The 24,596-nt window shown below is 68.9% G+C and carries 21 protein-coding genes and 1 pseudogene; 7 read left to right on the top strand and 15 right to left on the bottom strand.

Features of this window, described 5'->3' with window-relative positions:
* Window positions 1–5: 5 nt before the first annotated feature.
* The 12 genes from OHB49_RS10830 to OHB49_RS10775 all read right to left on the bottom strand — a co-directional run bounded on the left by OHB49_RS10830 (window position 6) and on the right by OHB49_RS10775 (window position 11,774).
* Entirely contained in the window at window positions 6–962 is a 957-nt protein-coding gene (locus OHB49_RS10830) for a thymidylate synthase (protein ID WP_329159802.1), read from the bottom strand.
* Entirely contained in the window at window positions 959–2,806 is a 1,848-nt protein-coding gene (locus OHB49_RS10825; RefSeq protein WP_329159800.1) for a hypothetical protein, read from the bottom strand. Before OHB49_RS10825 ends, OHB49_RS10830 begins: the two co-directional genes overlap by 4 nt.
* Entirely contained in the window at window positions 2,803–3,396 is a 594-nt protein-coding gene (locus OHB49_RS10820; RefSeq protein WP_443079513.1) for an HAD family hydrolase, read from the bottom strand. The genes OHB49_RS10825 and OHB49_RS10820 overlap by 4 nt, the downstream gene beginning before the upstream one ends.
* 143 nt (window positions 3,397–3,539) lie before the next feature.
* Window positions 3,540–4,019: a helix-turn-helix transcriptional regulator gene (locus OHB49_RS10815; RefSeq protein WP_329159799.1), complete on the bottom strand. Its 480-nt coding sequence runs from the start codon at window positions 4,017–4,019 to the stop codon at window positions 3,540–3,542.
* Window positions 4,020–4,043: 24 nt separating this feature from the next.
* On the bottom strand, window positions 4,044–5,276 hold the full coding sequence (locus tag OHB49_RS10810; RefSeq protein ID WP_329159797.1) for a cytochrome P450 family protein: 1,233 nt from the start codon (window positions 5,274–5,276) through the stop codon (window positions 4,044–4,046).
* Between the two features lie 13 nt (window positions 5,277–5,289).
* Window positions 5,290–6,468 (bottom strand): cytochrome P450, encoded by a 1,179-nt coding sequence (locus tag OHB49_RS10805; protein ID WP_329159795.1) that lies wholly within the window; start codon window positions 6,466–6,468, stop codon window positions 5,290–5,292.
* Window positions 6,465–7,067, bottom strand: coding sequence for a GTP-binding protein (locus tag OHB49_RS10800; protein ID WP_175309475.1), 603 nt, complete (start codon window positions 7,065–7,067; stop codon window positions 6,465–6,467). Before OHB49_RS10800 ends, OHB49_RS10805 begins: the two co-directional genes overlap by 4 nt.
* Window positions 7,045–7,401, bottom strand: coding sequence for a DUF742 domain-containing protein (locus OHB49_RS10795; RefSeq protein WP_329159791.1), 357 nt, complete (start codon window positions 7,399–7,401; stop codon window positions 7,045–7,047). The genes OHB49_RS10800 and OHB49_RS10795 overlap by 23 nt, the downstream gene beginning before the upstream one ends.
* Window positions 7,398–7,808, bottom strand: a complete 411-nt coding sequence (locus tag OHB49_RS10790; protein WP_329159790.1) for a roadblock/LC7 domain-containing protein — start codon at window positions 7,806–7,808, stop codon at window positions 7,398–7,400. The genes OHB49_RS10795 and OHB49_RS10790 overlap by 4 nt, the downstream gene beginning before the upstream one ends.
* Window positions 7,805–9,268, bottom strand: coding sequence for an ATP-binding protein (locus tag OHB49_RS10785; RefSeq protein ID WP_329159787.1), 1,464 nt, complete (start codon window positions 9,266–9,268; stop codon window positions 7,805–7,807). Before OHB49_RS10785 ends, OHB49_RS10790 begins: the two co-directional genes overlap by 4 nt.
* Window positions 9,268–11,112: a glycoside hydrolase family 15 protein gene (locus OHB49_RS10780; protein WP_329159785.1), complete on the bottom strand. Its 1,845-nt coding sequence runs from the start codon at window positions 11,110–11,112 to the stop codon at window positions 9,268–9,270. The genes OHB49_RS10785 and OHB49_RS10780 overlap by 1 nt, the downstream gene beginning before the upstream one ends.
* Before the next feature lie 233 nt (window positions 11,113–11,345).
* Window positions 11,346–11,774 carry a DUF6415 family natural product biosynthesis protein gene (locus tag OHB49_RS10775; protein ID WP_329159784.1) on the bottom strand — a complete coding sequence of 143 codons (429 nt, stop codon included), beginning with the start codon at window positions 11,772–11,774 and terminating at the stop codon, window positions 11,346–11,348.
* 255 nt (window positions 11,775–12,029) lie between these two features.
* Between OHB49_RS10775 and OHB49_RS10770 the strand changes: the two genes are divergently transcribed.
* Window positions 12,030–13,418 carry a Tat pathway signal protein gene (locus OHB49_RS10770; protein WP_329159782.1) on the top strand — a complete coding sequence of 463 codons (1,389 nt, stop codon included), beginning with the start codon at window positions 12,030–12,032 and terminating at the stop codon, window positions 13,416–13,418.
* Between the two features lie 72 nt (window positions 13,419–13,490).
* The gene (locus tag OHB49_RS10765; RefSeq protein ID WP_329159780.1) at window positions 13,491–13,991 is read left to right on the top strand and encodes an SAM-dependent methyltransferase; all 501 of its coding nucleotides are present in this window, start codon (window positions 13,491–13,493) and stop codon (window positions 13,989–13,991) included.
* A 62-nt stretch (window positions 13,992–14,053) separates the two neighbouring features.
* Here the strand turns inward: OHB49_RS10765 and OHB49_RS10760 are convergent, their stop codons facing one another.
* Window positions 14,054–14,563 (bottom strand): ATP-binding protein, encoded by a 510-nt coding sequence (locus OHB49_RS10760; RefSeq protein WP_329166437.1) that lies wholly within the window; start codon window positions 14,561–14,563, stop codon window positions 14,054–14,056.
* 130 nt (window positions 14,564–14,693) lie between these two features.
* Between OHB49_RS10760 and OHB49_RS10755 the strand changes: the two genes are divergently transcribed.
* On the top strand, window positions 14,694–15,935 hold the full coding sequence (locus tag OHB49_RS10755; RefSeq protein ID WP_329159779.1) for a helix-turn-helix transcriptional regulator: 1,242 nt from the start codon (window positions 14,694–14,696) through the stop codon (window positions 15,933–15,935).
* 66 nt (window positions 15,936–16,001) lie between these two features.
* Here OHB49_RS10755 and cutA read toward each other — a convergent pair whose 3' ends face one another.
* Window positions 16,002–16,328: a divalent-cation tolerance protein CutA gene (gene cutA, locus OHB49_RS10750; RefSeq protein WP_329159778.1), complete on the bottom strand. Its 327-nt coding sequence runs from the start codon at window positions 16,326–16,328 to the stop codon at window positions 16,002–16,004.
* 1,078 nt (window positions 16,329–17,406) lie between these two features.
* Here cutA and OHB49_RS10745 point away from each other — a divergent pair.
* The 3 genes and pseudogenes from OHB49_RS10745 to OHB49_RS10735 all read left to right on the top strand — a co-directional run.
* Window positions 17,407–17,649: pseudogene (locus OHB49_RS10745) on the top strand (helix-turn-helix domain-containing protein); the annotation flags it as partial.
* Window positions 17,650–17,716: 67 nt separating this feature from the next.
* A complete protein-coding gene (locus tag OHB49_RS10740; RefSeq protein ID WP_329159776.1) occupies window positions 17,717–18,019 on the top strand; it encodes a helix-turn-helix transcriptional regulator in 303 nt (100 codons plus the stop codon).
* Between the two features lie 617 nt (window positions 18,020–18,636).
* On the top strand, window positions 18,637–19,320 hold the full coding sequence (locus tag OHB49_RS10735; protein ID WP_329159774.1) for a tyrosine-type recombinase/integrase: 684 nt from the start codon (window positions 18,637–18,639) through the stop codon (window positions 19,318–19,320).
* A gap of 143 nt (window positions 19,321–19,463) precedes the next feature.
* Here the strand turns inward: OHB49_RS10735 and OHB49_RS10730 are convergent, their stop codons facing one another.
* Window positions 19,464–20,993 (bottom strand): helix-turn-helix domain-containing protein, encoded by a 1,530-nt coding sequence (locus OHB49_RS10730; RefSeq protein WP_030980745.1) that lies wholly within the window; start codon window positions 20,991–20,993, stop codon window positions 19,464–19,466.
* Window positions 20,994–21,744: 751 nt separating this feature from the next.
* Between OHB49_RS10730 and acnA the strand changes: the two genes are divergently transcribed.
* Window positions 21,745–24,459 carry an aconitate hydratase AcnA gene (acnA, locus tag OHB49_RS10725; protein ID WP_329159772.1) on the top strand — a complete coding sequence of 905 codons (2,715 nt, stop codon included), beginning with the start codon at window positions 21,745–21,747 and terminating at the stop codon, window positions 24,457–24,459.
* The last annotated feature ends 137 nt before the right edge of the window (window positions 24,460–24,596 follow it).

Raw genomic sequence — 24,596 nt, 5'->3', positions numbered from 1 at the left:
GGCCGTCACCTCGCCCCGGCCGTCGTCGCAGCCGCGGGCTGGCGGGAGCGTCGTTTCAGCTCGCCATACCAGGCGGTGAGGGCCTGGCCGAGGGGGCCGTCGATGCCGTCGGCCACGCGCCACGCCTGCTGGTGCTGTCCGTCCTTCCACAGCCGGTAGCTGCGCAGCGTCCCGGCCATCGCGTCCCAGCCGGGGTGGCCGGTCACGTCCCGGGCCGCGACCTGATCGAGCAGACCGGCGAAGCCGGTCCACGGTGTCCGCAGGTCGGGCATGACGGGGCTCGCCGTGAGCGAGGCCAGCTGCTCGGACTGGTCGAGGTGCTCCTCGTAGATGTGCAGCGACCCCACGTGCAGGTGGAACTCGCCCAGCTCCGCGTCGAGCCATCCGGCGACCAGCTCGTGCAGGACGGTGTAGAAGAAGACGTCGTACGGCATGCCGATCCACACGTCCTGGCCCCGCATCATGGTCGCCATGTGCAGTCGGCCGGCACGCAGATGGAAGCGGAAGCCGAGGGTGCAGGGCACGTCCTTGTGCCCGGCGGCGTCCTGAACCGGGTCGTAGAGCTGGATCAGGGCGCGGCGGGAGTCGGGGTCCTCCTTGAGGATCTCCACGACACGGCTGAGCTGATCGACCTTGCCGGCCCAGTTCCGCATCCTGGGGCCGTACGCGCCGAGCAACACCCCGTCATCGGCGTACTGCCGGAGCCGCGCGTTGTAGTCGAAGATCCACGGATCGTCCGAGCCGGACAGGTGCCAGACGCTCTCGGCCACGGCGAACGCCGGGTTCAGGATCCTGGCCGGCGGCGCGTACAGCAGGCGGGCACGCGGCTGCGTGAGCAGCAAGTGGATGTCGCGGACTTCCCGCGTGGGCATGCCGCGCGGGCTGACCTTGTCGCCGGACTTCGTCAGCGTGACGGCTCCGGAGAACAACTCGGCGATGTTGTCGGCGGTCAGATGGGTCATGAGGCTGGGACTCCTTCGCCCTGCTCAGGCACGGGCGGCGTGCTGCGGGCATCGTCGTGAAGGGGGTCAAAGGGCAGCTCGGGGTGCGTGGCGCGGTGATCGATGAGGCGGGCGACCTGGGCGGCGCTGTCGCCGCGCCACCGGCACACCGAATCGGCGGCTCCGGCCGGCGGGCGAGAGCGGGGCAGCTCCGCGAGGGCGATGCCGACTTCGTCCGCGGAGCCACACCGTTGCGCGATGCCGTGGTCGGCCAGGCCGAGGGTCCGTTCGCCCGGGGCGGCAAGTTCAAGGACGGGCACGCCCAGCAGCGCGGCTTCGATGCCGCATGTCGAGTAGGCGCTCGCGACCACATCCGCGCCGGCCAGGCACCCGCGTGCTCCAACCCGAGTGTCGGCGACGGCCACCGGAAGACCGGTCGCCTGCTCAAGAAGCGGGGCGAACACGCTGTCGCGCTGCGCCGGATGCGGAGCGATGACCAGTCCCCAGTCCGGGCCGGCCGACCGCAGCCCGCCGAGGAGGAGTTCGGCCTGGCGGGCGAGATGCTCGGGCCGGAAGGGCTGGCAGGCCCACACGGCGATCTTCGACGGGGCACGCCGTGTGCCGACCGACAACAGCTTTTCCAGGTACCGGCGCTGTGCCCCACGGCCCAAAGCGGCCAGGGCATCGAAGCGGGGCTGCCCCAGGACGTGCACCTCACTCTTCGGGTGCTTGGCCCAGGCGAGGGCGAGCGGATGGTCGCGCTCGCCCATCACGACCACGTCCCGGCTGTGGAGGGCGGGCCACGCGACGGACTCTTCCGTCCAGGCGCCGTGCTGGACGTGCACCGTGTTGGAGTCGTGCCGATCAGCAAGGTGAACCGCCAACGCCCCGAGCGGACTTGTGTCGTTGCTGAGGACGACGGAGTGCGGACGAACGGCTCTCAGAACGCGGCCCAGCCAGTTCTCCGCCTGGACCAGAGCAGGCCAGGATGGCTGCGTGCAGCCGCCGCTCATCGCCAGCAGCGTGGACAACAACCGGACGAGGCGGGACAGGCGGATCGCGTGCGGACCGACCTCGACGGTCCGGTCGTCATCCGCGGGACGCAGTCCGTCCGTCTCGCCTGACAGCCGGAAGAGCCCAACCGGTGCAGGACACACCCGCACGCTCTCGCTGCCCTCGGCCAAGCAGCGCTGACCGGGATCAGTGGCGAGGTCGATGAGCACGCTGTCGTGCCCCTTGCGCGCCAACTCCCGAAGAACCGGCATCAGGGTCTCGGCGTGGCGGGACGACCAAGAAAGGGCCACGACTCCGCCCCGGTGCAGGCCCGTGGGGAGCGGGTGCGGCTCGGTGATAGCCACGTCGGCGGGTAAGAGCGTGCTCAACTCGGCAGTGTGCGGCGGATTGTGTGCCGCCGTGCCGCCAAGCAGATAGGCAATGCCCGACCAGGTGACCGTGTAGGTGCGGTACTCCTGAGAGCTGCTCGGCCGCACACCGACGAGACCTTCGTACGGCACCGGGGTGATGGGTCCGGGTGCGGTGACGAATGGCTCCCAGAGGCTCAATGCCAGCAGTTTCCGCAGGACCTGCGTGACCAGTCGGCGGACCGGTACGTGCTGGACATGGAGCCAGTCAGCTCCGCCGGGCGTGTGGGCTCGGCCGCCGCCGTACTCGTGCAGGGCGGCCATGACGCGTTCGGTCAACGAGCGGAGGTCCTGCTGGTTCAGCGGCAGCGCCTCCAGATCTCCCGTTCTGATGCGGAGGGAGTCGGCGACGTCAAAGCGGCTGGCGCCGACTAGGACCCAGGCGGGCCGGTGGCCGTCTTCTCTTCGGACAAGGCCCAAGTCTCCGAATGCCGAGGTGGTCACGCCAGGCTCCCTTCGACAATGGGAGTGCATGCCGTGGCCTGGTGGAGGAGGTCGAGCAGGTCGGTTGGGGACTGGGCGACCGCCACAGCAGGAGGGCCGGGCTCGCCGTACCCCCAGGCGGCATGAATGTAGGGGACGCCGGCACGAGTTGCTGCCTCCCGATCCACCGGCATGTCCCCGATGTACACGGCCGACGCAGGGTCGACTCCGAGGTCCACCAACGCGAGGAGGAGAGGGTCCGGCGCCGGCTTCGACCGCCCGGAACCCGCGGGTGTCCGCACGGTGCCGAAGGGGCAACCAAGCTGCGCCAGGAGGGGCGCGGCCCGATCGACGTGCTTGGATGTCACGACTCCAAGCCGCCAGCCAGCTGCCACGAAGGCGTGCAGGACGTCCGTGATCCCGATGAACTCCTGGGCCAAATGCGCTGCGGCTGTCGAGCCGGCTCCGTAGGTCCGGTGGACGCCGTCAGCGTCGACGACACCGAGCCGCTCCATGATGTCGCTGAACTCCCGCCCCAGGTGGGCTTCGTACGCGGCGAACGGGATAGCGAGGCCGTGGTCTTCCTGGACCTTCCTCCACGCCTCGCGCATCACCGGCCGCGTGTCCAGTAGGACACCGTCCAGGTCAAGAAGGAGTGCCCGTTCAGCATCGGGAGGCTGGAGTGCCGACGGTTTCGGGCGATGGTGCAGGGGCGCGGAGGACTGCTCGGAGGCCGTGGGAACGGGTGACGTGGTCACTTGCTCGCTCCGCTCCGCACCGTGCTGGTCTGCTGGGCGGTCAGCAGGTTCCAGCCGTGGGCCCGGGCGACCAGCCGGGTGGTGTCCGGTGCCCCGGTATCAGCGAGCAACTGGAGGAGCGCCGCGCAGAGGTCCGCCGGTGCCATGTTGGCGGCGCGCGCGATGTCGAGCGGCTTGGTGTGCTCGGCGACGGCCTTCAGCAGGTTCGTCTGCTCGGTGCTCAAGTCGGGGGCTGGCGTGTCCGGTGCCGGGGCCGTGGCCTCGTTGGCGCTGAGCAGACGGTGGGTGACTACGGCAAGGGAGCAGCGTTCGGGGCAGTGCAGCTTCCTGCGCAGGGAGACCATGTGCGCGCGGACCGTGTGGTGCGACAGGGTCTCGGTGTCGGCGATCTGGCCTGTTGGTAGGCCGTTCACCACATGCTGGGCGATGCGCCGTTCGGCCGGGGTGAGCGGTGTGGTCGGGGCTGGGGCGGTCATGGTGGTCTTCCTCGTCGGTATCGGTCAGCGGCTCGACGGCGGGCGCAGGCGCACAGGGACGGAGGTGTGTCCGTTGCTGATCAGGCTCGGCAGCCTCTTCAGATCGGTCCTGTCCGTGGCGAGTTGGGCGTCGGGGAAGCGTTCGAAGAGCAGGCGCAGGGCGGTGGCGACTTCGAGTCGGGCAAGTGGGGCGCCGAGGCAGAAGTGGACGCCGTGTCCGAAGGCGAGGTGTTCCTTGCTGAGGCGGGTGGCGTCGAAGCGGTCGGCGTCCTCGTGCCAGTCGGGGTGCCGGTTGGCGGCGGCGTAGGAGGCGAGGATCGCCTCGCCGGTCTTGATCGTCTGCCCGTCCGGGAGGGCGATGTCGGTGCGGGCATAGCGCAGGGGAAGGTGCTTGACCGCGGGCTGGTGGCGCAGGGTCTCCTCGACTACGCCCTCCCAGGTGCAGCGGCCGTCCCGGACGTGGGCCAGCTGCTCTGGCTCGGAGAGCAGGGTGGTGATGGCCTGGTCGATGACGTTGACGGTGGTCTCGTACCCGGCGCTGATCATCAGCAGGAGCGTGTCGCGCAGCTCGGCGTCGCTGAGGGCGGAGCCGTCGCCCTCCTCGTCGCGGGCGGCGATCAGCAGCGAGGTCATGTCCTCGCCGGGCTCGGTGCGCTTGATCTCGATCAGGGCGTCCAGCAGGCCGTACAGGGTGGCGGTGTTCGCGGCTTGTTCCTCGGCGGAGAGGTGGGTGGCGAATACGTTGTCCACCACGGTGCGGAACTCGGTGCGCCGGTCGGCGGGGACGCCCATGAGCTTGCCGATGACGGCGATCGGGAGCGGGTAGGCGAGGTGCTCGCGAAGGTCGGCCACCTCATCGGCCGGGAGGGCGGCGAGGTCGTGGAGGATGCCGTTCACGAGGAGCTCGATGTCCGCCTGGAGGGCGGCGGTACGGCGGGCCGAGAGGGCGGGGGCGACCATGCGCCGCAGGCGGCTGTGGTTGCCGCCGTAGGCGGTGAACATGTTCTCCACCGCCACCCACAGGGCCAGCGGCCAGGTGGGGACCGTCTCGGCGAATGCCGGCCAGTGGGCGCGGCCGTCCTTGGAGACGTCCTTGCTGGTCAGAAGCTGCTTAAGGAGGGCCGGGTCGGAGACGGACCAGGCGCGCACGCCGAGGATGTCCACGAGAGTGGCGGAGCCGCGGTCGCGCAGGGCCTGGTGTTCGGCGTCCGGGTCGGATCCGGTGGGGTCGAGGACGAGTATCTGCCGTTCGGACACGTTGGGGCTTCTTTCAGCTTGAGGGGAAGGTGACGGGGAGGGCGACCAGCGAGCGGTGGAAGGGGCCGGGGCGCCGGACGAGGTCGTCGCGGTGGCCGTCGAGGTCCATCTCGGGCAGGGCGTCGAGGACGTGGAGGATGGCGGTTTCGGCGATGAGGTAGGCGTGCGTGCTGGCAGGGCAGCCGTGCGGGCCGGCGCCCCAGGCGAGGTGGGCCCGGTTGCCCAGTGGCCGGTGGGTTCCCAGGGCGGGGTCGTTGTTGCAGGCGGCATAGCTGATGACCACCGGCTGGTCGGCGGGCAGCAGGTACCCGCCGATGTCGGCCGGGCGGGGCGGGTAGGACATCGCGAAGTTCGCGAGCGGCGGGTCGCGATAGAGGACGCTGTCCAGGGCCTCGCGGACGGAGGCGTCGCCGGCGTGCAGGTCACCGGAGAACTCGCTGTTGGTGAGCATCTCCAGGAGGGTGTTCGTGATCAGGTTGGTCAGGGGTTCGATGCCCGCCCCGTACAGGGTGATGAGCTGCTGGCCCATCTCGGTGTCGTCCAGCCGGGCGACATGGACGAGGAGCCTGCTGGTCACGTCGTCACCGGGCTCTCGGCGGCGCAGGGCGACGAGGTCCGCCACGGCATGAGCCATGATCTGGTTGCCGATGGAGGCGTTGACCCCGTCGAAGATCTTCGCCATTCCGTCCGCGATCCGGTGGCCGACCTCGTCGGGGCAGCCGAGCAGGTGGCTGAGCGTCTGGAACGCGAGAGGCCAGGCGTACTGGGACAGCAGGTCCGCCTTGCCGCTGCCCCTGAAGGCGTTGATGGTCTGCTCGGCAACCAGTTCGACGCGGGCTCGCAGCGCGTGCTGGTCGACAGCCCCGAGGGCTTCCGTGTTCGCGGCCCGGTAGCGGGCGTGCTCGGCGCCGGCCGAGCGCAGGGCGTTGGGGCGCCACTCCATCATCGGCCGGATGGGGCAGGTGTCGGGGACCGAGGTCTGCCACTGGCGCGGGTCGGCGGGGAAGCGTTGCGGGTCGCCGAGGATGCGGCGGGCCTCCTCATAGCCGACGACCAGCGTGGCGGGCACGCCGGGGGCCAGGTCTACGGGGACCAGAGGGCCGAACTGCTCGCGCATGCGCTGGTAGGCGGCGTGCGGATTCTGGGCGAAGTCCGGTTCGTACAGGGGGATGCGGTGGGTCGCGGTGCTCACGGTCGGGGCTCCAGACGGTGCGCGAGACGGGCGAGGTATTCGGTGAGCTGGATCAGGGCCTGCATGCAGGACGCTCGCTCGCGGGCATCGCACACGGTCAGCGGCGTGTGTCCCTCCAGGGCGAGGGCCTCGTGGACTTCTTCGAGCGGGTGGCGGGGCGCGCCGTCGAACTGGTTGACCGCGACCGCGTAGGGGACGCCGTTCTCTTCGAGGAGGCCGAGGATTTCGTGGGAGGCGTCCAGGTCGCGGGGGTCGACGAGGACCAGGGCGCCGAGGGCGCCGATGATCAACTCCTGCCACAGGAAGCTGAATCGGGCCTGGCCGGGGGTACCGAACAGGTAGAGCACGAGGTCGTCGCTGAGGTGCTTGCGTCCGAAGTCCACGCCGACGGTGGTGGTGGACTTGGCAGGCGTGCGGGCCAGGTCGTCGACCAGGGCGCTCGCCCGGGTGATGGTTTCCTCCATGTGGACCGGAGGCACCTCGGAGACGCTGCCGACGAAGGTGGTCTTGCCCACGCCGAAGGCTCCGGCGACCACGATCTTCGCGGTAGCCGTCACCGTGCGCGCGACGAACCGGTCAGGCGTGAGCGCGGAGTCCATGAAGAACCCTTTCGATGAGTGAGGCCGGGGGCCGGTCGTCGTCCTGGCCCTGGGCGAGGGTCATCAGTCCGTGTCCGATGAGGTCGGCGACGAGAATCCGGGTGGTCGAGGGCGGGAGGGCGAGTGCGGAGGCGATCTCGGCGACGGCCAGCCCTCCGCCTTGCGCGGGTGCGAACAGGGCGAGCACGCGCCGTGCGTCCGGGTTGAGGCCGGGACGGGTGCCAGTCGCGGCGAAGACCAGGCTCTCCAGGCGCACGTCCTTGCTGGGGCGGGTGCGTCCGCCCGTGCGGACGTAGGGCCTGACCAGATCCGGGTCCTGCCGCGGCCTGCTCATGCCAGCGGTGCTTCCGTGCCGCCGGCGATGCGTGTCTGGACACCCAGCTGTTCGCCCACGCTCGCGGCCAAGCGCAGGGCGGCCTCGCTGATCACCCCGATGTCCGCGTGAGGGCTGTCGGTGCGGACGGCGAGCATGGTGTTCTCGCCAGCCGGGATGAGCAGGGAGATGTGGTCGACCGACTCCATGACGAACTGGCGGACGCCCCCGCCGTTCGTCTCCCGGTCGTAGGCCCGCGATGCTCCCCACAGCGTGGAGGCGATGGCCGAGATCTTCTCGGCGCGCTCGCGCGGCAGCCGATCGGTGTAGGCCGGGCTCATGCCGTCCGCGGCGACCAGCACGGCGTATTCCACGCCAGCGGTCTCCTCCAGGCTTTCGAGGAGCCAGCCGATGTTCTTGTCGGTCATGCGTCGTGTCCTTGGTCGTTGTCGGCAGTGGGGACGTGGGTGCCCTGCTCGGCGCGGGCGCGCTGAGTGCCACGGGCCCAGGCGGCGATCACGCTCGCTCGCCCCGGCTCGGCGTTGGCAGGGCGGGGAACGGGGGCGGAGGCGGGTGCGGCGCGGCGGCTGCGCACCGTCAGTCCGCTGGCGGTCGTGCGGGCAGTGGAACGCTCCTGGTCGGATTCCCCGGCCGTCGGCGGGACGGGGGTGAGCGCGGGTTGTGTGGCTACCGGAACCGGGGCGAGAGCAGGGAGCCGGCCGGACGCGGCAGAGGCGAGAGCAGCTGGCGGATCCTTCTGCACCGGCTGCGAGGATGCCGGCGGCGCCTGGGGCGCCGTGGTGAGGAGGTCCTGGGGAAGGGTGAGGAGCGCGCGGGTGCCCAGAAGGGAGTTGGGCGCCTGGACATCGACCCGGAATCCGTAGGCGCGCGCGAGGGCGGCGGCGACTCGGAACCCGGTCTGCGGGCGGGCGCCGAGCTGCGTTATGTCGTCCGTGCGCTGCCCGGTGAGGATGTCCCGGGCGCTGTCGAGCTGCTCCGGCGTCATCTGTAGGCCGCTGTCGTCCACGAAGACGGTGACTCCGTGGTGGCCCTGTTCGAAGGACACGTGCACTCTCGACTGTGGTGGCGAGAAGCGCAGCGCGTTGTCCAGCAGGAGCGCGAGGGCGTGCACCACGGGCCCGACCACGCGGGTCTTCACCGCGACGGTGAGTTCCTGGGGCTGTACGCGCTGGTAGTCCTCGACGTAGCCCATCGCGGCCCGCACCACATCGGTCAGCGTCGTCGTGGGCCAGTGCCGGGTCAGCTTGCCGCCGGCCAGGATGGTCCAGCCCTGAGCGACCAGCAGCATCTGCTGCACGGTGTGGTCGATATCGGTCAGCGTCTCGAACGCGGCGTCGTCCTCGTGCTCGCGCACGCCCTCGCTGACCTTGCGGCTGGTCTTGGCGGCCATGCCCACGAGTGCCGACGACACACTGCGCACTGCGGCCTCGGTCGACCGCACAGCAGTGGAACTTACCCGAGCGATCTCTTCCTGGGCGGCGGTGTGCGAACGCCGCAACTCCTCCGCCCCGAGCGTCTTCGCCTGCTCGATCTCCTGGTGCGCCGCGTACTGGATGTCGCGGATCACGGCTTGGACGACGCCGGCGGTGGCCTTGACCACGTTGGTCAGGTGTTCACCGACTGCGGTGCCGGCCAGTTCCGGTGCGGGGGCCGGCATCGTGATCCGACCGCCCGACTGGTGGATCTGGGGCAGCGTCTCGTGGACCAGCTTCTGCAGGGCACCCTCGGTGGCCTGTTGTTCGCGGGCCAAGAGGTGTGCCCGCTGCCGCGTCTTCTGCCATCGGCGGTGGCTAACCCGGGCCGCTGCCACCGCGACGATGGCCGCGGCGGCGAGCACGATGACCATGGTGGTGGCGGTCGTGTTCATCAGACACCCACCGCCAAGAGCACGTCGGCCTCGGCTGCGGGCGCCCCCGAGTCGAGCTGCTGCAGCAGGAGCGCGGACCCGATCACCCCGATGTGGCTGTACGCCTGCGGGAAGTTGCCCAGTTGTCGCCCGGTGGCGGGGTCGTACTCCTCGGCGAGCAGGCCGAGGTCAGTGCGCAGGGCCAGGAGCCGGTCGAAGAGCGCGTGGGCTTCGTCCGGGCGGCCAGTCAGGGCGAGCGCATCGACCATCCAGAACGAGCAGAGCAGGAAGGTCCCCTCGTCACCGTTCAGGCCGTCGAGCCCGATGCGGTCGCCGGCGGTCGGGTAGCGCCGGACGAGGCCCTCCGGGGTGGACAGTTGCTGACGTACTGCCTCCACCGTCCCGAGCACTCGGGGATCGTCGGGAGGCAGGAATCCCACCCTGGGGATCAGCAGGAGGGCGGCGTCGACCTCCTGTGATCCGTAGGACTGGGTGAAGGTGTTGCGGACCGGATCGAATCCGCGCGTGCACACCTCCTGGTGGATGGCCTCGCGCAGTTCAATCAGGGCGAACAGGTCGGCGTCCAGGACGGCGGCCTCGACCAGGCGGATGGTCCGGTCGATCGCGGCCCAGGCCATGACCTTGGAGTGCACGAAGTGGCGGCGCTCACCTCGGATCTCCCAGATTCCCTCGTCGGGCGTCTGCCACCGCTCGGCGAGGTGCTCGACCAGCCGTTGGTGCAGGACCGCGGTGTCGCCGCAGCGGGCCACCCCGCTTCGGTGGGCGAGGTACAGGGTCTCGATCACGTAGCCGTACACGTCGAGCTGCAACTGGTCTACAGCCCCGTTGCCGATCCGTACCGGGCCGGAGTTCTCGTAGCCGGGCAGCCACCGCAGCTCCCGCTCCTGGAGATCCCGTTCTCCGGTGATCCCGTACATGATCTGCAGGTTCTCCGGATCGCCGGCCGCGGCCCGCAGCAGCCACCGCCGCCACGCCTCGGCCTCCTGCCAGTACCCCGAACCGAGCAGGGCGCCTAGGGTGGTGGAGGCGTCGCGCAGCCAGGTGTAGCGGTAGTCCCAGTTCCGGCGACCACCGATCTCTTCCGGCAGCGACGTGGTCGGCGCTGCGACGATGCCGCCGCTGGGGGCGTACGTCATCGCCTTCAGGGTGATCAGCGACCGGACGACTGCTTCCCGGTGCGGGCCGTCGTAGGTGCATTGGCTCGTCCAGTCTTCCCAGAAGGCGAGGGTCGCCGCGAGCGCCGCGTCGGGATCCGGGATCTCCGGCGCGACACCGTGGGAGGGCCCCCAGCTCAGTACGAAGGCGACGCTCTCGCCGGCGGTGACCGTGAAGGAGCTGACGATCGCGCCGTCCTTCTCAACCTGCCCGGTGGACGTGTCCAGCCACAGGGCGTCCCCGCCGCCCTCAGCGATCATGCGTCCGCCCAGCTCATGGATCCACGGGCTGACCCGGCCGTAGCCGGGGCGGGCGCGCAGCGTGGAAGCCATGGCGATCTGGCCAGCCGTTCCCTCCACGATCCGGATGACCTGCGGTGCCCCGTCGCGCGGCGGCATGAAGTCGGTGACCTTCGCGCTGCCGGAGGACGTCGTCCAGACTGTCTCCAGCACGAGGGACTCACCGACATAGCGCCGCTCGGCAGTCGCACCGGCTCCCTCTTCGTGCGCAGCGGCCGGGGCTATGCGCCACGCTCCGTGCTTCTGCCTGCCAAGCAGCGCAGCGAAGGGGGCCGGCGAGTCGAAGCGGGGCAGGCACAGCCAGTCGATCGAGCCGTCGTCGCAGACGTGGGCACTGGTCTGCACGTCGCCGATCAGGCCGTAGTGCTCGATACGCGGAAGGCGTTTCATCGTGTAGATCTCCGTTAGGCCCCGCGAGTCCGGGGAGGGCTTTAGGGCCGTCGAAACGGCCGGCGAACTGTCGGTGAGGCGAGACTCCGGTGGTCACCGGTGAGGCGGCGACTCGCTCCGCGCCGGTGCGGGTTCCTCGTCCGCTGACGGGGAACTGGTTGCGCGATCACCGCGGAGAACCAGCCATGTCGTGGGACCAAGGATCAGGACGATCAGAACCGCCCCGGTGGCGGTCATGCCCGGGGCACCGACGCGGCCAGGACGAGACAGGCGAAGGCGATCGCGAAGACTGTGCCGCGCAGCAGGTTGATCGGCGGTGTCCGCCAACGCCGTCCCCGCTGCCGCATCGCACGGCCGGTGCCGTGGGCCTCCACGGTCGCCACGAGCTCCTGGGCCGCCTCGGCCAGTTGGACCAGATGCGCCCTGCTGGGCATGTAGCCGTCGGGGACCCCCGCCGAGCCGAGCTGTTGCGCGCGGCGCAGCGCTGGCTCCTCCTTGGGCAGCATGACGCCGAGTCGATTGATGTGACCGCGCAGACGCCTCGCGAGGTCTTCAACGTCGGCGGTGGTCTCCGGCAGCGGCGAGTCCTCGTCCAGCACGAGCGCCACTGTCTCGGCCGCGGCCACCGCTTGATTGCGCGGTGAAACCGGCTCGACAGCCATGCGGCCCTTCCTGTTGGACGCGAACTGTTGACAGGCGTCCTGGCGGGGAGCCAGCGAGAGGCGCATGACACAACTCCTGTTCGGATCAGGCCAAGTTGATTGGGGTTCGCCGTGCGGAGGTGGCGGTCGTCGTGCAAAGTGAGTGATCCGGTCGCTACGTTGAGCGAACCGTGAATCCCCGCTGGGGGGTATGCCTGCGCGACCGCCGAGGCCGTCAAAGGCGTCAAAGATCATTTCGGAACCGAGGGGCAGCCCATGGCCCGTGTGCGAAACGTCGCCCTCGCCGCACTTCTGCGCGAAGCGGGCTGGTCCCAGCCGCAAGCAGCCGCAGCGGTCGCCCGGGTAGCCGCGGAGAGCGCGGTGCGTGAGCTGGAGGCCATCTCCCGCTCGCACATCGCCATGTGGGTGCAGGGCACGCAGCCGAGCGGTCAGGCACCTCATATCCTTCGCGAGACGCTGTCCCGCAGGCTCGGCCGCCGCCTCACCCTGGCCGACCTCGGGCTGGAAGGTGAAGGCACAGGCCAAACCGACAGCGGTTCCGACTGGAGCGTCGATCCTCTGACCGTGCTGGCCGAGCTGGGAAGCGACGACCTCGATATGCACCGACGCAAGCTGCTGGCGACCGCCGCGTACTCGGCCGCCGGCCTGGCCTTGCCCACCGCCTCGTGGTGGGCAGCCGCTCCTGCCGCGGCGGCGAAGCGCCCAGCAGTCTCCTCCCGGCTGGTGACGCAGGCCGACATCGACGACGTCCGCGATCTGACGACCTTCTACTCCGCGCGTGACCAGCAGCGAGGCGGCGCCTCTGGCCGATCGGCCCTCGCCGGCCATCTTCGCGACGAAGCGGTGCCCCTGCTCGGCAGCAGGTTCCGCACGGAGCAGCTTCGTCGCGACACCTACTCGGCCGTGGCGGAGATGGCCTATTTGTCGGGGTGGATGGCTTTCGACGCCTCCGAGCACCGCACCGCCCAGCGCTACCTCACTCTCGCCGCCCGCATAGCGGCCGAAGCGGTCGACGGGCCGCTCGGCGGCCACATCCTGCGCGCCCTCGCGCACCAAGCCGTGGACCTTGGGCACCCCGGCCGCGCCCTCGTCCTGGCCGACGCCTCCATGAACCGCGACCGCTACGGCCAAGCTAGCCACCGTGAGAAAGCCCTGCTCGCGATCGTTCACGCACGCGCCCTCGCAGCCGACGGCGACCGCGCCGGCACTCTCGCGGCCATCAGCCGCGCGGAGCGGGATCTCTCCCGCGCCGACAACAGCGAGGCTCCGAGCCGCGTGAGCTTCTTCCAGGAAGCCTCCCTGGCCCACGAGACAGCCTGCGCCCTGCGCGACATGGGCCAGCCGCTGGACGCGGAGATCCACTTCAAGCGCAGCGTGGCCACCCGCCGCCGCCAGCAGTACGCCCGCACGCACAGCGTGACCCTCGGCTACCTCGGCGCCGTCCAGGTCCAGCAAGGCCGCCTCGACGAGGCATGCGCCACCTGGAACCAAGCACTCGACGCCATGGCCGGCGTCCAGTCCGGCCGTGCCCGCGACGTCATCGTCCGCATCCAGAGCGACCTCTCGCCCGTCCGGCAACGCGGAGGCCGACATGTCACCGAACTGGACCACCGGGCACGGGGCATGCTGCGCACCATAGGCTGACCACAGAGCGGGTTCGCGGCGCTGGCCGGGGGCCGCCGTGCATGCTACGCCGAGGGAGAGGAACGAGCGCCGATGGCGACGTACGAGGTCGAGTCGATCGCAACAGTCGTCGGGGGCCACACCCGCGTTCAGGACGACTACCAGGGCGGGGTCGAATCGATCATTCGGCTCGACGACGCGTACCCCCTCGAAACGCTGCAGGGAATCGGAGAGTTCTCCCACCTGACGGTGACGTGGCGCTTCCACCTGGCGCGACCCGAAGACGTCGAGCTCCACGCACGCAGCCCACGGGGAAACCAGAACTGGCCGCCGACAGGTACGTTCGTCCACCGCAACCACCGGCGCCCCAACCAACTGGCTATCAGCTACCCGCGGTTGCTCAAGGTCGAAGGCCGGGACCTTCTGGTCACCGATCTCGACGCCGTAGACGGAACGCCCGTGATCGACCTGGCACCGTACTTCGAACAGATGGGGCCTCGGGGCCCGATCCATCAGCCCGCATGGCCTGGCGAGATGCTCGAACCGAATTACTGGGCGAAGGCAAGCGAACGGCCCTCGGAGCGCCCTGCGTAACGGGAGTGACTGAGCTGTGCTGCTCGTCGTTTGGCTGGTCGGGGACCAGCTGGAGGTCTGACTCAAGTCGCAGCCCTCGCGTACCGGAACTCACACGACGTTTCCTCGCCGCTGCTCTCCCACGCGTCTGAGATCGCATGGACAAGCCGGATCCCGCGACCGGATTCACCGTCGGGTCCGGCTTCCTTGAGTACAGCGGGAGCAGGGTTGCGGTCGGTTACCGAGACCCGCACCACGTCGACGGTCACCGTGATCCGGAGCACGACTTCGCCCTCACCGTGAACCATGGCGTTGGTGACCAGCTCCGAAACGGCCAGCACGACGAACCCCGCCACCGGCTGCGAAACGCGGCACCGTCGCAGGAACGCCCTGGTTGTCTGCCGCATCTCCCCAGCTTTCGTGGGATCCGGGAGAAAGGCCGCCTGACAGGCATGGGGTGCCGCCGGTATGTCGGCCCATGCCGATGTGCTGCGTCGGTCCTCCTGGGCCGGCCTCACACACGACGTGCCTGCTGTGGCCGCAGAACTACGGATGCCCCCGCCGGGCGGGGTCGCCTCTTGGAGCCTGGTCATGGGGGCTATCGCACCGCGCGGCGACGCCGTCGACCAGGGGAATCCAGAGGGGGAAAATCTGTCAAGGGGGGAAACCAGAGGGGGAATTGAGGCCATGATTGGATTCCGCCCACCAACAGAGGTCACACTCATGCCAGATCCGTTCGCCGACCTGCTCCTCCGGCTTCGGCAGGATGCGGGCCGGACGCAGGAGGAGCAGGCAGACGCGATCAACGCTGTCTCCGGCCGGGACACCATGACCCGCCGAGAGATCAGCCGCTATGAGAACTTTGAGAACATTCCTACCAATCACACAATCGGCCATATCGCGGCGGCCTGCGGTGTCCCCTTCGAGGAACTACAGCGGGAGGCTAGGGCTGCCCGCGCTCGGAAGAGAGAGGGGCATGCCAATGCAGGGGAGGATCAGGACGCCGTGAAGCGTCGCACGCTGCTGGGTGGTGCCGCCATCGGCGTGAGCGCGGCTGCCGAGCCCTGGGGGCGCCTGGCCTTCGCCCTCAGTAAGGGGTCCAAGATCGATTCGCCCTCCGCCGTCGCGCTCATCGACCGGGCCGCTGAACTGCACGTCCAGGAACTCAATCTCAGTGCCCGGCGACTACAAAACACGGTCGAGTCACATCTTGACGCGATCACCGCGGCCCTGCCCCGTGCCGGCGAACACGAACGGGCTCTCACTATCGCCGCCGGAGAAACTGCCGCTCTGGCTGGTTGGGTGGCCTGGGACCTGGGCGAGCACGACAAAGCCGACGCCTACTACAAGGTCACGTCGCAGTGCGCGGCGACCGCCGGGCACCCTCCACTCCGAGCCCTGGCCCTGACCTACACCAGCTACGGCGCCTCGACGCCGAAGGCGAAGTTGGAGTTCCTTTCTCAAGCGGCTAGCGACGTGCGAGGCCACGGCAACGCTACTGCTGCCGCCTGGGTCCTCGGCAGGCACGCGGAGGAAGCTGCGGCGGCCGGCGACGAGACGGGGGCACTCCGGGCCTTGGAGCGAGCGCGCTTCGCCTACGACTTCGCGGATCACACCAGCGAGCAGGCGTGGGTCCGGTTCGTGACCCCGTACCGCATGGACTCGTTGGCCCTCTCCGTCTACGGCCAGTTGGGGCGTCCCGAACTCACGTCCACAGCAGATACCGCAGTCGACCGTCTAGGGGACGAACTACCGGACGGGGGCGTGGTGGTTCTCGGCGATCTCGCTTCGGCCCTACTGCGTGGAGGCGACGTCGACCAAGGAGTCTACGTGTCACGCCAATTCGCTACGGCGGCACAGGCCAAGCCCAACACGATGGGCAAGGAGCGCGCAGAGACTATCGCAGCCTCGCTCCCCGACAGAGAGCGAGAACTCGCTGGCTATCTACGGCAGTTCGCATCCTGAGCCCCCTCCGGCGGTACGCGGCAAACCCGGGACGCGAATGCTGTCGTACGTCCGGCCCGTCGCTCCTCAGTCCTGTGCCGTCTCCTCGACAACCCAGGACAGGTACGCCTCCGACCCGCTGGTCACGGGCAGTGTGATCCATTGGGGGACGTCGTACGGGTGCCTCTCGTGCAGCCACGCTTCCAGCGCCGGTAGACGGTCCGTCGTAGTCATGTACGAGATCCGCCACTCCTGCGCCGCCTCGACCTTCCCCTTCCACCAGTAGAAGGCGGTGATCGGCGCGTCGATGTGAACGCCCGCTGCCAGCTTGCTCTCGACCGCGCCCTGGGCCAGTGCCTTCGCCTGATCCTCGTTGTCGCTGGTCGTCTGCGCAATCACAATATCGTTGGCCATGCAACTACCTCTCCAGCTCGGGTACCGCGACCCTACCCAGCCGTCCAGGGCACACCGAAAGCCGGTCGCCGGCCGTGAAGGTGAGTTGGGCTCGACCACGACGTGGATCAGTCAGACGGCGGCGTGTCAATCGGGGTTGCGCGTCGCTTCGGCACTGCGGTGGCAGGTCCACTCATCAACGAGGTGGTGCGGCTGCATGATGCAGGCGTCGGCGCATTCCCTGCGCCTCCATAAGTCCACGACAGGAGGACTTCATGCAGGCGGTCGGCGGGCATTCGCTCACGGCAGACGAGAAATAGGACGACAGGACTGGAAACCTCCGCCGGGACCATGTCAACGTACAACGTCCCGGAAAAACACCAGGTCAGACGGTGGGGCTACACGGCAGGGTGATGAACCACTCTAAAACCCAACCGTGCGAGGTTGCCGCGCTGGCATGGTCCGTACTTGGGAGGCGTGTCTGTCTGAATCCGCTATCCGTTCCGCCCGCTTCACTTCACCCGCACTTTTTGTCCTTGGCGGACTGAATGCTTGGGCTGGCCAAACGGTGGGTGACTACCTTGCCGTATCCACCGGACTCTGCGTCTGCGTCTGCGCGGCCGGTCTGTTCGGCGAGGATCTCTTGCAACGGAGCTATTGCGGCGATCGTGCCGTCCTCGCGTATGTAGCGGCACATCCCGGTGCCACAACACGGCGAGTGGCACGGGCCATCAGAATTCCCGAGCGCCTCGCTGCGCGAAGTCTCAACCGGCTCACGGGTGACGGCCTACTGGCGGTCGCATCGGACGACGAGACCCCGGCTTTGCGCTCGTATCAGTTGGCTTCCTGACGGCAGACGGCCGGGGGCGTCATCTGAGGCGACGCGCAACATAGCCGACGATCGCCGGTTAGCCAAACCGGCGATCGTCAAGACCATTGAGGTGTTCGCATTCGGCTGCGCTTGGCGGTGGAGCCGTGGCGAACGCAGGCAGCTTCGTGCAGTCGAGAGGGGGCGCGGAGCGGTTCTGCCACGGCAGTCCTGCCGTGGGCAGCACGGATCGCCGGCAGGCGATTGTCCTAGCGCACGTCGCGCGAAGTTGTGCTGCCGCCGTTTCTGTCGCTCCTCGTACCTCAGCAAGGAAATCCCGCCCATGCGCCGATCCGCGATACCCCCTGCCCTCCTTCGAGTCCAGTGGACCGATCCTTCGGGGAAGTTGCCAAGCTCCCCGATTGCTTCGCGAGGGGCGATGAGCGCATGGCAGTAGCAACGAGGCCCGCTCAGAAGCTGACGGTGGACGAAGTCTGCGCCGAACTGCAGATCGCTCGCTCCACCTTCTACGACTGGCGCCAAAAGGGGCGCGGTCCGCCCACCCGGGCTCACTCCTCCCCAACCTCACAGAGAACCATCGATGCCTGGACGATCTTTGCCTGCCGCCACCGCTTCCTCAGGCGCCGTATCCGCCGCCTTCCTGACCGTGAAGGACGCCGCCGACTATCTCGGCCTCTCACCCCACACGCTCTACGTCTGGCGCCACCGTCGCCAGGGACCCCCGAGCTTCCGCATGGGACCTCGCGGTCGCGTCATGTACCGGCTCGAAGTGCTCGACGCCTGGGTCCGCGAACAGGAACAGGCCGATTCCCGCTCCAACCCGGCCCTCAACCCGCTCAACACCCCCCTGCAGGAGCGGTCGAGCCGCTTCCTCGGCGCCTGAAGCCCCAAGCGCCGTAGAGCGTTGTCTCCATCCCCATCACCAAGGAGTTCCACCTGGCCGGCTACATAGAAGACCGATGGCTGAAGAAGCGTCCCAACCCGAAAACCGGCAAACGCGAACGCACAGCCCTGTATGGCAAGTGCACCCGCTACCGCGTCAAGAGCATCCCCGGCGTCAAGGACCGTTCCTTCGATGCCCTCCAGGACGCCAAGACCTGGCTCGCCCAGGCTCAGACCGACGCTCGCCGTGGCGAGTTCGTCGATCCGCGCGATGGGGCCATCTCTCTCAAGGACTACATCGCGACCCACTGGTGGCCCACCCAGAGCGGTGACCCGTCCACGATCGAGCGGATCGAGCAGAGGGTACGCCGGCACATCGTTCCCCACCTGGGCGCTCAGCCGCTCAACGCCATCGGCACGGAAGTCCTGCGCCACTGGAAGAAGCGGCTGGAGAAGGACCTCGGTCCGACCTCGATCCGTCTCGTCTGGGCGACGCTCTCCAGCATCCTCCAGGCCGCTGTCGAGGACCGTCGCCTCGGACGCAACCCGTGCCGCTCCAGCACGGTCGGCCCTCCGGCCGCCACGCCTGGCAGGGTCGAGGCGTGGCCGCCCGAACGGGTGCTGGCAGTACGGGCGGCCCTGCCGGACCATTACCGGCTCCTCCTCGTGATCGGAGCGGGTCTTGGGCTCCGGCAAGGGGAGGCGCTCGGGCTTGCCCTGGAGGACATTGACTTCGCCAAGGAAGTCGTCCACGTCCGGCGGCAGGTCAAGATGGTGCGGGCGAGGTTGTGTTTCGCCCTTCCCAAGGGTCGCAAGGTCCGGGACGTGCCGCTGCCGTCCAGCGTGGCCCGGGCCATCCAGCAGCACACGGAGCAGTTCGCGCCGGTCCCGGTCACGCTGCCTTGGGACGACCCGACTCCTGCCGAGACGCCGGTGGATTCCAAACACCGGCGGCCGAGAACCTACAACCTCCTGGTGACGGGACGCGAGCGGAAGGCCATCAACCGGAACTACTTCAACTCCTACGTGTGGAAGCCGGCTCTGGCCGCGGCGGGCGTGATCGCACCGCTGGAGGAGGGCAGCACCGACGGCGCTCGCGTGTGGGAGCCGTCCCGGGAGCACGGCTTCCACGCCCTGCGCCACTTCTTCGCCTCCGAGGAACTGGAGGCTGGCGAATCGGTTGTCTCCCTGGCACGCTGGCTGGGGCACTCCGACCCCGGGTTCACGCTGCGGAAGTACTCCCACTTCCTGCCCCGCGCGGGCGCACGGGGCAGCGCCGCCATCGACGCGATCTTCGCGTAGCCGCGGCCGGTCGGCAGAGCCTGTGGAGCGCGGCTCGTAGCCCACCGCGGCCCAAAAGTCCCAGAGAAGTCCCAGAGGTGCCGCCGCATCCCTCCCTGACCCGCTAAGTAGCAGGTCAGACGGGGTGCGGCGGCATCCTCATATCAAATGTCGCGGAAGATCTCGATCTGCGCGCCCACCGAGTTGAGGCGCTCCGCCAGTTCCTCGTAACCGCGGTTGATCACGTACACGTTGCGCAGTACGGAGGTCCCCTCGGCCGCCATCATCGCGAGCAGTACCACCACGGCGGGGCGCAGCGCCGGCGGGCATATCATCTCGGCCGCGCGCCAGCGGGTCGGGCCCTCCACCAGGACCCGGTGCGGGTCGAGGAGCTGGAGTCGGCCGCCCAGCCGGTTGAGGTCCGTCAGATAGATGGCGCGGTTGTCGTAGACCCAGTCGTGTATGAGGGTCTTGCCGTGCGCCGAGGCGGCGATGGCCGCGAAGAACGGCACGTTGTCGATGTTGAGACCGGGGAACGGCATCGGGTGGATCTTGTCGATCGGCGCCTCCAGCTTGGAGGGCCGGACCGTCAGATCGACCAGCCGGGTACGGCCGTTGTCCGCCGCGTACTCCGTCGTGCGGTCGCAGTCGACACCCATCTCCTCCAGCACCGCGAGCTCGATCTCCAGGAACTCGATCGGCACCCGGCGGATCGTCAGCTCGGACTCCGTCACCACGGCGGCGGCGAGCAGACTCATCGCCTCGACCGGGTCCTCGGAGGGGGAGTAGTCGACATCCACGTCTATGTTCGCCACACCGTGCACGGTCAGCGTCGTCGTACCGATGCCGTCGATGCGTATGCCCAGCGCCTCCAGGAAGAAGCACAGGTCCTGGACCATGTAGTTGGACGACGCGTTACGGATGACGGTCGTGCCGTCGTGACGGGCGGCCGCCAGCAGCGCGTTCTCCGTCACCGTGTCGCCGCGTTCGGTCAGCACGATAGGGCGTTCGGGGGTGACCGAGTGGTCGATCTGGGCGTGGTACAGGCCCTCGGTCGCGGCGATCTCCAGGCCGAACCGGCGCAGCGCGATCATGTGCGGCTCGATGGTCCGGGTGCCGAGGTCGCAGCCGCCCGCGTACGGCAGCTTGAACTGGTCCATGCGGTGCAGCAGCGGGCCGAGGAACATGATGATGGACCGGGTGCGGCGGGCCGCGTCCGCGTCGATGGCCTCCATGTCGAGCCGGGCCGGCGGGACGATCTCCAGATCGGTCCCGTCGTTGATCCACCGGGTCCGCACGCCTATGGAGTTCAGAACTTCGAGGAGACGGTAGACCTCCTCGATACGGGCGACGCGGCGCAGGACCGTACGTCCCTTGTTGAGCAGCGAGCCGCAGAGCAGTGCCACGCACGCGTTCTTGCTGGTCTTGACGTCGATCGAGCCGGAGAGCCGGCGTCCGCCGACCACCCGCAGGTGCATCGGTCCGGCATAGCCGAGCGACACGATCTCACTGTCGAGTGCTTCACCGATACGGGCAATCATCTCAAGGCTGATGTTCTGATTGCCGCGCTCGATGCGGTTGACGGCGCTCTGGCTGGTGCCGAGCGCTTCGGCAAGTTGACTCTGCGTCCAGCCCCGGTGCTGACGGGCGTCACGTATGAGCTTGCCGATGCGTGCGAGGTAGTCGTCTGACATGGCGCCAGGTTATCTCAGATATGAGATGAGCACTCGGTGGGGCTGTGGTGTTCGGGTGGTGGATGGGGCGACACGGCGACGGGCGTGGGGCTGATGCAGGGGCGGAGTGATAGGGGCTGTGGGGTGCGGTGACGCGATGGAGGCGCCCGACATGCGTGCGCCACACATCCCATCGTCCGCGCGGTGCGCCGGTCAGGCACGCCGTGTGCGTCCATGCGGGTGTTCCGGTGTGCCGGGCCTCCGTCGACGGCGGAGCCTCCGCGGCTGTGCCCACGTGCAGGAGCGGGGGAGCGCCGTGCCGCGCAACGAGGTCCTGGCCGAGAATTCCTGAGTGCTATCGGGGACCGGGGCGGGCGACTCCTCGTCGGTCCGCCCGTGTCACCGCTGATCATCGCCGACGATCTCCATGCGCACACGGTCGGTGCTCGGTGGCCTTGGAGGAGGTTCCGGACCTCGCTCCGGCATCGCCATATGAAGGCCGAGCGGCCGGGCCCGCGGGGGAGGCGCCTCGATCGCATGAGATGGACGGTGCCGCACGGGCAGCCGGGCATGACCCTTCGGCGGCGATGTACTAGGGTTATCTCGACATCGAGATATCTGCCGAAGGCGCACCGCAGCCGCCGAACGGTAAGGGTTACCTAACTAAGCCTTACCTTAGCGGATGGTCGAGAAGCCGTAGGCGGCACCACGCGGCGCCCGCCGTAATGAGGCGTGGCGCGGTGGTACGCGCACATTGATGAAGGAGACTGTCGTGTCGGCGAACAGCTTCGACGCCCGCAGCACGCTGCGCGTGGGCGACGAGTCGTACGAGATCTTCAGGCTGGACAAGGTCGAGGGCTCCGCGCGCCTCCCTTACAGCCTGAAGGTGCTGCTGGAGAACCTGCTCCGCACCGAGGACGGCGCGAACATCACCGCCGACCACATCCGGGCGCTGAGTGGCTGGGACTCCCAGGCCCAGCCCAGCCAGGAGATCCAGTTCACGCCGGCCCGCGTGATCATGCAGGACTTCACCGGCGTTCCGTGTGTCGTGGACCTCGCCACCATGCGTGAGGCCGTGAAGGAGCTCGGCGGCGACCCGGCGAAGATCAACCCGCTCGCGCCGGCCGAGCTGGTCATCGACCACTCCGTCATCGCGGACAAGTTCGGCACCAACGAGGCGTTCGCGCAGAACGTCGAGCTGGAGTACGGCCGGAACAAGGAGCGCTACCAGTTCCTGCGCTGGGGCCAGACCGCCTTCGACGAGTTCAAGGTCGTCCCCCCGGGCACCGGCATCGTCCACCAGGTCAACATCGAGCACCTGGCCCGTACGGTCATGGTCCGTAACGGCCAGGCGTACCCCGACACCCTCGTCGGCACCGACTCGCACACCACCATGGTCAACGGCCTCGGTGTGCTGGGCTGGGGCGTCGGCGGCATCGAGGCCGAGGCCGCGATGCTCGGCCAGCCGGTCTCCATGCTCATCCCGCGCGTCGTCGGCTTCAAGCTGACCGGCGAGCTGAAGCCCGGCACCACCGCCACCGACCTCGTGCTGACCATCACGGAGATGCTCCGCAAGCACGGCGTCGTCGGCAAGTTCGTCGAGTTCTACGGTGAGGGCGTCTCCGCCACCTCCCTCGCGAACCGCGCCACCATCGGCAACATGTCGCCGGAGTTCGGCTCCACCGCCGCGATCTTCCCGATCGACGACGAGACGCTGAAGTACCTGCGTCTGACCGGCCGTGACGAGCAGCAGGTCGCGCTCGTCGAGGCGTACGCCAAGGAGCAGGGCCTCTGGCTGGACCCGGCCGCCGAGCCGGACTTCTCCGAGAAGCTGGAGCTCGACCTCTCCACGGTCGTCCCCTCCATCGCCGGCCCGAAGCGTCCGCAGGACCGCATCGTCCTGGCCAACGCCAAGGAGCAGTTCGCGCAGGACGTGCGCAACTACGTCTCCGAGGACGAGGAGTCGGGCAAGGAGTCGTTCCCGGCTTCCGACGCCCCGGCCTGCGCCAACGGTGTGCCGTCGCGTCCGACCACGGTCACGGCCCCCGACGGGACGACGTACGAGATCGACCACGGCGCCGTCACCGTCGCCGCGATCACCTCCTGCACCAACACCTCGAACCCGTACGTCATGGTCGCCGCGGCGCTCGTGGCCAAGAAGGCGGTCGAGAAGGGCCTGACCCGCAAGCCGTGGGTCAAGACCACCCTCGCCCCGGGCTCCAAGGTCGTCACCGACTACTTCGACAAGGCGGGTCTGACCCCGTACCTCGACAAGGTCGGCTTCAACCTCGTCGGCTACGGCTGCACCACCTGCATCGGCAACTCCGGCCCGTTGCCGGAGGAGGTCTCCAAGGCGGTCAACGAGCACGACCTGGCCGTGACCTCGGTGCTCTCCGGCAACCGTAACTTCGAGGGCCGGATCAACCCCGACGTCAAGATGAACTACCTGGCGTCCCCGCCGCTGGTCGTCGCGTACGCCATCGCCGGTTCGATGAAGGTCGACATCACCAAGGACGCCCTGGGCATCGACCAGGACGGCAAGCCGGTCCACCTCGCGGACATCTGGCCCTCCGAGGCCGAGGTCAACGACGTCGTCGCCAACTCCATCGGCGAGGACATGTTCAACAAGTCCTACCAGGACGTCTTCGCCGGCGACGCCCAGTGGCAGGCGCTGTCGATCCCGACCGGCAACACCTTCGAGTGGGACCCGCAGTCCACCTACGTACGGAAGCCCCCGTACTTCGAGGGCATGACGATGGAGACGACCCCGGTCGCCGACATCGCCGGCGCCCGCGTGCTCGCCAAGCTGGGCGACTCGGTCACCACCGACCACATCTCCCCGGCCGGTGCGATCAAGGCCGACACTCCGGCCGGCAAGTACCTGACGGATCACGGCGTCGAGCGCCGCGACTTCAACTCGTACGGCTCGCGCCGCGGCAACCACGAGGTCATGATTCGCGGCACCTTCGCGAACATCCGCCTGCGCAACCAGATCGCCCCGGGCACCGAGGGTGGCTTCACCCGCGACTTCACCCAGGCCGACGCGCCGGTGTCGTTCATCTACGACGCCTCGCAGAACTACCAGGCCGCCGGCACCCCGCTGGTCATCCTGGCGGGCAAGGAGTACGGCTCCGGCTCCTCCCGCGACTGGGCCGCCAAGGGCACCGCGCTCCTCGGTGTCAAGGCCGTCATCGCCGAGTCGTACGAGCGCATCCACCGCTCGAACCTCATCGGCATGGGCGTCCTCCCGCTCCAGTTCCCGGAGGGCGCGACCGCCGAGGCCCTCGGACTCACCGGCGAGGAGACCTTCTCCTTCACCGGCGTGACCGAGCTGAACAACGGCACGACGCCGCGCACGGTGAAGGTCTCCACCGACACCGGTGTGGAGTTCGACGCGGTCGTCCGCATCGACACCCCCGGTGAGGCGGACTACTACCGCAACGGCGGCATCATGCAGTACGTGCTCCGCAGCCTGATCCGCAAGTAGGCAGTCCGGTACGTCGCGAAGGGCCGCACCCCGCAGGGGGTGCGGCCCTTCGGCGTGTCCCCGACGGGGCCTGCGCCACCACGGCGAACAGCACGCCCGGGCCTGGCGCCCGGAGGCAGTCCGCCGAGGACGGTGCC

The sequence above is a fragment of the Streptomyces sp. NBC_01717 genome (genome assembly GCF_036248255.1).
Lineage (GTDB): Bacteria > Actinomycetota > Actinomycetes > Streptomycetales > Streptomycetaceae > Streptomyces.
The sequence above is the reverse complement of the archived record's forward strand: the minus strand, read 5'-3'. Positions and strand labels throughout refer to the sequence as shown.

What these genes read in the sequence shown, in the direction of transcription:
- OHB49_RS10830 (WP_329159802.1), bottom strand. Translation starts at nt 962, where the DNA reads ATGACCCATCTGACCGCCGACAACATCGCCGAGTTGTTCTCCGGAGCC.
- OHB49_RS10820 (WP_443079513.1), bottom strand. Translation starts at nt 3,396, where the DNA reads ATGCGCGAGGCGTGGAGGAAGGTCCAGGAAGACCACGGCCTCGCTATC.
- OHB49_RS10815 (WP_329159799.1), bottom strand. Translation starts at nt 4,019, where the DNA reads ATGACCGCCCCAGCCCCGACCACACCGCTCACCCCGGCCGAACGGCGC.
- OHB49_RS10800 (WP_175309475.1), bottom strand. Translation starts at nt 7,067, where the DNA reads ATGGACTCCGCGCTCACGCCTGACCGGTTCGTCGCGCGCACGGTGACG.
- OHB49_RS10795 (WP_329159791.1), bottom strand. Translation starts at nt 7,401, where the DNA reads ATGAGCAGGCCGCGGCAGGACCCGGATCTGGTCAGGCCCTACGTCCGC.
- OHB49_RS10790 (WP_329159790.1), bottom strand. Translation starts at nt 7,808, where the DNA reads ATGACCGACAAGAACATCGGCTGGCTCCTCGAAAGCCTGGAGGAGACC.
- OHB49_RS10785 (WP_329159787.1), bottom strand. Translation starts at nt 9,268, where the DNA reads ATGAACACGACCGCCACCACCATGGTCATCGTGCTCGCCGCCGCGGCC.
- OHB49_RS10780 (WP_329159785.1), bottom strand. Translation starts at nt 11,112, where the DNA reads ATGAAACGCCTTCCGCGTATCGAGCACTACGGCCTGATCGGCGACGTG.
- OHB49_RS10775 (WP_329159784.1), bottom strand. Translation starts at nt 11,774, where the DNA reads ATGGCTGTCGAGCCGGTTTCACCGCGCAATCAAGCGGTGGCCGCGGCC.
- OHB49_RS10770 (WP_329159782.1), top strand. Translation starts at nt 12,030, where the DNA reads ATGGCCCGTGTGCGAAACGTCGCCCTCGCCGCACTTCTGCGCGAAGCG.
- OHB49_RS10765 (WP_329159780.1), top strand. Translation starts at nt 13,491, where the DNA reads ATGGCGACGTACGAGGTCGAGTCGATCGCAACAGTCGTCGGGGGCCAC.
- OHB49_RS10760 (WP_329166437.1), bottom strand. Translation starts at nt 14,563, where the DNA reads ATGACCAGGCTCCAAGAGGCGACCCCGCCCGGCGGGGGCATCCGTAGT.
- OHB49_RS10755 (WP_329159779.1), top strand. Translation starts at nt 14,694, where the DNA reads ATGCCAGATCCGTTCGCCGACCTGCTCCTCCGGCTTCGGCAGGATGCG.
- cutA (WP_329159778.1), bottom strand. Translation starts at nt 16,328, where the DNA reads ATGGCCAACGATATTGTGATTGCGCAGACGACCAGCGACAACGAGGAT.
- OHB49_RS10740 (WP_329159776.1), top strand. Translation starts at nt 17,717, where the DNA reads ATGCCTGGACGATCTTTGCCTGCCGCCACCGCTTCCTCAGGCGCCGTA.
- OHB49_RS10730 (WP_030980745.1), bottom strand. Translation starts at nt 20,993, where the DNA reads ATGTCAGACGACTACCTCGCACGCATCGGCAAGCTCATACGTGACGCC.